The organism is Microcella sp., assembly GCF_033763155.1.
GTDB lineage: Bacteria > Actinomycetota > Actinomycetes > Actinomycetales > Microbacteriaceae > Microcella.
The window spans coordinates 1-5,972 of record NZ_JANRKZ010000148.1; the positions used below are offsets into that span (position 1 = coordinate 1).

Sequence of the window (5,972 nt, forward strand, 5' to 3'; positions counted from 1 at the left end):
GCGCTGTTTCGTGCGCAGGTCTCGGTGCTCCGGCAACTCACCGCAGAGTTTCCGACCAACGAGATCTCGTTTACCGAGTACGACGTGCTGTTCAACTTGTCGCGGGCGCCCGAGCGTCGGTTGCGCATCCGGGATCTCATTCCGCACTTGCTTTTGAGCCAGCCGAGTGTGAGTCGCCTCATCGATCGACTCGCAGCACGAGGGCTCGTCGACAAACTCCCCGACGCGACCGACGCCCGTGGAACCATCGTGGCGTTGCGTCCCGAAGGGTATGAGCTTTTCAAGCGCGTCGCGGTGAGTCACGCCGACGCGATCTCCCGCCGGGTCGGCTCCCGACTCGACGCCGACGGACTGCGGCAGCTCACCGAGCTGTGCACGCGACTGCGAGACTGAACACGACGGTCGAAGCGGCTGGCCCGCACCATTGACTCAGTCAGCGCGGCTAGCCTCGCGACATGAGTTCCTCCCCCAGCATCGTGTGGCTGCGCGACGACCTCCGGCTCGCCGATAACCCTGCGCTCGCGGCGGCCGTTGAGCGAGCAGAGCCCATCGCTGTCGTGTACGTGCTCGACGAGCAGTCGCCCGGGGCGCGTCCGCTCGGGGGCGCGAGCCGGTGGTGGCTGCACCACAGTCTCACCTCACTGGCCCGCGACCTCGAGGCGATGGGCCTGCACCTCACGCTGCGGCGCGGCTCAGCATCCGTCGTCATTCCCGAATTGGTCGCCGAGCTCGGCGCCGGCGCCGTGTACTGGAACCGGCGTTACGGAGCGCTTCGTGAGGTGGATGCTGCGCTCAAGTCGCGCTTGCGCGCCGAGGGGCTCGTGGTCAAGAGCTTTGGTGCATCGCTGCTGTTCGAGCCGTGGACCATCACGTCGGGGTCGGGCGAGCCCTATCGCGTGTTCACGCCATTCTGGCGAGCCTGCCTCGCCTCGGGCGAACCTCGGTCGCCCCTGGCTGCACCGCACGCCGCTGAGGGCTGTGTCATCGACGGCGACGATCTCGATGCCTGGGCGCTCGTGCCGACCCGACCCGACTGGGCGGCGGGTCTTCGTGCAGAGTGGACTCCGGGAGAAGACGGGGCTCACGCGCGGCTCGAGAGTTTCGTCAACGACAAGCTGGCGCTCTACCATCGCCGCGACGAACCTGCCCTCGAGGCGACCAGTCGCCTGAGCCCGCACCTGCGGTTTGGCGAGCTCAGCCCCCACCAGGTCTGGGAGCGAGTACACCGGCCACTCCCGGCCGAGGCCGCCATGAATCGTGCCAAGTTTCTCAGTGAAATTGGCTGGCGCGAGTTCTCGTACAGCATCCTTTTCCACCTGCCCCAGCTCGCCCGCGTCAACGTGCGGCGTGACTTCGACGCGTTTCCCTGGACCAGCCCCGACCCCACCACGCTCGAGGCGTGGCAGCGCGGCAGAACAGGAATTCCCCTCGTCGACGCCGGAATGCGGCAGCTGTGGACGAGCGGCTGGATGCACAATCGCGTGCGCATGATCGTCGCCTCGCTGTTGACAAAGAACTTGCTCATCGACTGGCGCGTCGGCGAGGAATGGTTCTGGGACACCCTGGTCGATGCCGATGAAGCAAGCAATGCGGCGAGCTGGCAGTGGGTCGCCGGATCGGGCGCGGATGCTGCGCCGTACTTTCGCGTCTTCAACCCCGCACTGCAAGCCGACCGCTTCGACCCCGACCGCGCCTACGTGCAACGGTGGGTACCCGAGGTCGATGACCCGGAGTATCCCGCGCCGATCGTCGACCTCGCCGCCTCACGGCGCGAGGCCCTCGCCGCATACGAGGTCGTGAAGGCCGCGAAGGCGGCCACGGCCTAACGCGACCGGTCTGCGAAGATGAGAACCCTCTCATCTGAACCTTCTGGTGTTCTCATGCAGCGCCCGCAGGCTGTAGTCATCACCAGCACGGATGCGCAGCACACCGGCTCCCACAGCTCGAAAGGATTCATCATGGACGCGAAGAACTGGATCACCATCGGCGCCGCTTCGGCGCTCGGACTCGGCGTCATGGCAGCCGGTGCCGTCTCGACCGCGAGCGCACTGCCGCTCGTCGCTGGAGTGACCAACCTTGAGGTTCCCGGCATCACCGTCACCGACGACGACACCAAGGGCACCGCGAGTGAAATTGACTTCTCGGTCATCACGAACAGCGTCGTCGGCCCCGACGACACCGCAAGCCCCGCTCCGTCGTCGAGCGCGACCCCCGACGACAGCGCGAGCCCGTCTCCCTCGTCGAGCTCGAGCCCCGACGACTCGCCGTCGCCCGTGACGCCGCCGTCACCCGTCAGCCCCGCCTCGCCGGCCTCGGTCGACAGCCCCGACGACTCGGACGACGACTCGGACGACTCGGAGGACTAAGCCTCAGAACCACGAACGCGCCCCGCACTCACTCGAGTGCGGGGCGCGTTGCTGTGCGGGAAGTCAGAGCTGTGCGATGCTCGCCCTCGTGCCTGTTCGTGCCCCCGCCGTGAACCCTGTGCTGTTTGCCGTCGTGGCGATTGTGTCGGTGCAATTTGGCAATGCCACGGCAGGGTCGCTTTTCACCGCCGTCGGTCCACTCGGCGCAGCAGCCTTGCGCCTGGGCTTCGCGGCGGCGATTCTGCTCGCTGTGATCCGGCCTCGCGTGCGCGGCTGGGACCGTCGCACCTGGATCGGCGTCGGGATGCTCGGTCTCGGCCTCGCCGGAATGAACGTGCTCATCTATCTCGCGATTGACAGCATCCCGATCGGGGTTGCCGTCACGATCGAGTTGCTCGGCCCGCTCGCAGTGGCCGTTGCCGGAACGCGTCGATGGCGCGACCTCGCGTGGGTGGTGCTCGCCGGAATCGGTGTTGCGCTACTCGGCGTCGACCTAGACGGCTCCGGTGGCCTCGCCGTTGTCGGCATCGCCGCCGCGGCAGGGGCCGCCGCGTTCTGGGCTCTCTACATTGTCGCGTCGGCGCGTCTCGGGCCGCGAGCCCGCGGCGTTGATGCTCTCGCGATGGCCATGCTCGTCGCGGCCATCATCGTCGTTCCGTTGGGCGCGGCGCCGGCCACTCAAGCCGTCATCCTCAACCCGCTGCTATTGCTCGCGTTCGCGGGCATTGCGGTCGTGACGTCGGCGCTGCCGTACGCTCTCGAATTCTTGGCGCTCAAGGCCATGCCAACCCGCGTATTCGGCGTGCTCTCAAGCCTCGGGCCGGCGGTGGCTGCGCTCGCGGGGTTTGTCGTACTCGGGCAAGCGCTTGATGCCCTGCAGCTCGTCGCCATTGCCGCCGTCGTCGCGGCCTGCATTGGGGCCGTGAGTAGCAGTCAGCGACCACCCCGCAACGACAGCGCTGCTGTCAACCAAGAGGCGTCGGGCGACCACCCGGACGCATGACCGCGTCACCCGCCGCCCGCACGCCCTCGCGTGCCGCAGTGACGAGATCGGTGCCGTTCAGCACGGCCGCGACGAGCCCGGCCGTGAATGCGTCGCCCGCTCCTGTCGGGTCGACCGCGGTGCGCGCCGCGACGGGCACCTCCACGACGTGCTCGCCACGTCGCGCCACGAGAACGGACGACGAGCCACCGGTGATGACGACGGCGGGGCAGTAGCCGACGAGTGCGGCAGCGACCGCCGCGCGGTCATGCTCGCCCGAGAGTAGGCGACCTTCGTCGAGATTCGGGAGCAAGAGGTCGATGCCGGCGAGCGCCTCCCGAAAGGCGTCGACCCCGTAGTCGGCGATGAATCCCGTCGACCCCGGATCGAATGTGACGAGCACCCCCGCGGCCCGCGCGCGCGCAACCAGAGTGTGCAGGTCGTCAGGCGTGAATGCGTCAAAAAGGCTGTATCCGGTGAGGTGCAGCACGCCCGCGTCGGCGAGCAGGGCATCCGTCACCGCCGAAATCGACAGCGTTGCGTTCGCCCCACGGTCGGTGAGCATCGTGCGCGTCTCACCGTCAACAACGATCACGATGGTGCCCGTCGGCAACGTTGCATCTTCAGACAGGTGCGCGGTGACGCCGGATGCTCGCAAAGCGGTCGCGTGTCGGTGCGCGTCGCCCGCCCCCACACGACCCACCAGATCAACGCCAACGCCGAGGAAACCGAGCCACGCCGCAGTGTTGCACGCGGAACCTCCCGGGTGACGGGTGATGCTCGCTGCCGTATCGGTGTCGGTGCGAATCGGGCCGCGCGGCACCACGATGATGTCGTCAATGACATCACCCACGACGACAGCCCGAGTGCCCGTCATGAGCGACGATCGCTGTCAAGCTGGGGCATCATGAGCGAGCAGACCACGCCGTCGCGATTCGCCCGGCCACGCGCACGTTATTGCGGGCGAGGTCGAGATTCACCTCGAGGCTGCGCCCTTCACTCAGTTCAACGATGCGACCCAGCAAGAAGGGCGTCACGGCCTTGCCACGAATGCCCTGCGCGGCCGCCTCGGCAAACGCCGTCGCAAGCACGCGGTCGTGCTCGGTGCGATCCCAGGCCTGATCAGCGGGAATCGGGTTAGCGACAACGATGCCCTGCGAATGACCGAGAGCATCGTGGGCCGCCATGATGTCGGCAACCTGCTCGGCGTTGTCGACAGCCCAGTCGAGCGTGTAGTCGCTATCGCGCAACCAGAAGCTCGGAAACACCGTGGTGCCGAGACCAACGACGGGCACCGAGTAGGTTTCGAGTCGCTCAAGCGTTGCCGCGATGTCGAGCACACTCTTGACTCCCGCCGAGACCACGGTGATGGGGGTGACAGCGAGAGTCGACAGGTCGGCCGACTCGTCAAAGGTCTCACTCGCGCCGCGATGTACGCCTCCCAACCCACCGGTGGCGAACACACGGATGCCCGCCTTCGCCGCGAGATGAGCGGTCGCCGCGACCGTCGTTGCACCGCTCACACCCCGAGCCGCGAGAATCGGCAAGTCGCGCACGCTCGCCTTCGCGAGGTCGTCGTCGGCGATGCGTCGCACGCCCTCGTCGTCGAGGCCGATGTGTGCGACCCCGTCGAGAACCGCGATTGTTGCCGGCACCACGCCCTGCTCGCGCAAAATGGTCTCGAACTCGATCGCTGCTGCGTGGTTGCGGGGGCGAGGCAACCCGTGGCTGATGATGGTCGACTCGAGAGCGACAACCGGGTGGCCCGCGGCGAGAGCAGCGGCGACGTCGTCAGACACGTGCAATGCAGAGTTCACACCCTCAGGCTACCGCCCAACACAAAAGCCCCCCGCTGGTAGCGGGGGGCTTCTCGCGCGCCCGAAGGGACTCGAACCCCTAACCTTCTGATCCGTAGTCAGATGCTCTATCCATTGAGCTACGGGCGCTTGTCACGCTGGGCGTGAACCGAACAAGCCTAGCAGTGGTGAACTGCGACTCGTTCCGCGGAGACGGCGGGATTTGAACCCGCGGTCCCCTTGCGGGGACTCCACCTTAGCAGGGTGGTGCACTAGGCCGAACTATGCGACGTCTCCTAGCAGAGCGGTCTCCACTATACCGGCCACGGAGTGCGGCCGGGCACGGGGCTAGTTGGCGACCGAGCAGGTGTAGTCGGCAGCAGTCTGACCCTGAACGCCCTCGAGCACCGCAGCCGGCGTCTCGGGTTCGATGGGTTCGAGCGTCGGCTCTACCTCAGGAACGACTTTGCCGTTCTTCGGCACGGCCGGCTCGGTCGCCGTCGGTTCGGGCGTCGGTCCGGTTGTCGGCGCATTCGGGTTGACCGTCGAACCGATTCCCGTGTTGCCTGCCTCAAGCGTGAATCGCTCGTCGGCACGGATGCGGTCAAAGAGCGCGTTGGCAGCCGAGACGACCGGCTGAACCTTTCCGGCATACACACCGGTGCCGCCGGTGCGGCCCGGGTATTGAACGAAAACGATGTTCTCGGTCGGCACCGTGCGCAATGCCTGCGCCATCGAGACCATCGTGTCGAGTCGCGCGAGGCTGCTCGACAGTTTCATCGAGTTCGATGCCACCTGGGCCAGGCCATACAACTTGGTGAAGTCAGT

General features: G+C 66.9%; 6 protein-coding genes, 2 tRNA genes and 1 pseudogene. 4 read left to right on the forward strand and 5 right to left on the reverse strand.

Annotation, left to right across the window (positions count from 1 at the left end; genetic code table 11):
* The 4 genes from SFU54_RS06015 to SFU54_RS06030 form a co-directional block, all read left to right on the forward strand.
* Window positions 1-393: MarR family winged helix-turn-helix transcriptional regulator (locus tag SFU54_RS06015; protein ID WP_319015384.1), on the forward strand; the 393-nt coding region annotated here is incomplete at its 5' end.
* A gap of 62 nt (window positions 394-455) precedes the next feature.
* Window positions 456-1,826, forward strand: coding sequence for a deoxyribodipyrimidine photo-lyase (locus SFU54_RS06020; protein WP_319015385.1), 1,371 nt, complete (start codon window positions 456-458; stop codon window positions 1,824-1,826).
* A gap of 132 nt (window positions 1,827-1,958) precedes the next feature.
* Window positions 1,959-2,366 carry a hypothetical protein gene (locus SFU54_RS06025; RefSeq protein ID WP_319015386.1) on the forward strand — a complete coding sequence of 136 codons (408 nt, stop codon included), beginning with the start codon at window positions 1,959-1,961 and terminating at the stop codon, window positions 2,364-2,366.
* A gap of 88 nt (window positions 2,367-2,454) precedes the next feature.
* A complete protein-coding gene (locus SFU54_RS06030) occupies window positions 2,455-3,369 on the forward strand; it encodes an EamA family transporter (protein ID WP_319015387.1) in 915 nt (304 codons plus the stop codon).
* Here SFU54_RS06030 and SFU54_RS06035 read toward each other — a convergent pair.
* The 5 genes and pseudogenes from SFU54_RS06035 to SFU54_RS06055 all read right to left on the reverse strand — a co-directional run.
* Window positions 3,332-4,225, reverse strand: a complete 894-nt coding sequence (locus tag SFU54_RS06035) for a carbohydrate kinase family protein (protein ID WP_319015388.1) — start codon at window positions 4,223-4,225, stop codon at window positions 3,332-3,334. The genes SFU54_RS06030 and SFU54_RS06035 overlap by 38 nt on opposite strands.
* A gap of 28 nt (window positions 4,226-4,253) precedes the next feature.
* A complete protein-coding gene (locus SFU54_RS06040; RefSeq protein ID WP_319015389.1) occupies window positions 4,254-5,165 on the reverse strand; it encodes a pseudouridine-5'-phosphate glycosidase in 912 nt (303 codons plus the stop codon).
* Window positions 5,166-5,221: 56 nt separating this feature from the next.
* Window positions 5,222-5,294: transfer RNA gene (locus SFU54_RS06045), tRNA-Arg, on the reverse strand.
* 58 nt (window positions 5,295-5,352) lie between these two features.
* A tRNA-Ser gene (locus SFU54_RS06050) sits at window positions 5,353-5,441 on the reverse strand.
* 51 nt (window positions 5,442-5,492) lie between these two features.
* Window positions 5,493-5,972: pseudogene (locus SFU54_RS06055) on the reverse strand (LytR family transcriptional regulator); the annotation flags it as partial.

Coding starts and splice junctions, on each gene's coding strand:
- SFU54_RS06020 (WP_319015385.1), top strand. CDS start 456: ATGAGTTCCTCCCCCAGCATCGTGTGGCTGCGCGACGACCTCCGGCTC.
- SFU54_RS06025 (WP_319015386.1), top strand. CDS start 1,959: ATGGACGCGAAGAACTGGATCACCATCGGCGCCGCTTCGGCGCTCGGA.
- SFU54_RS06035 (WP_319015388.1), bottom strand. CDS start 4,225: ATGACGGGCACTCGGGCTGTCGTCGTGGGTGATGTCATTGACGACATC.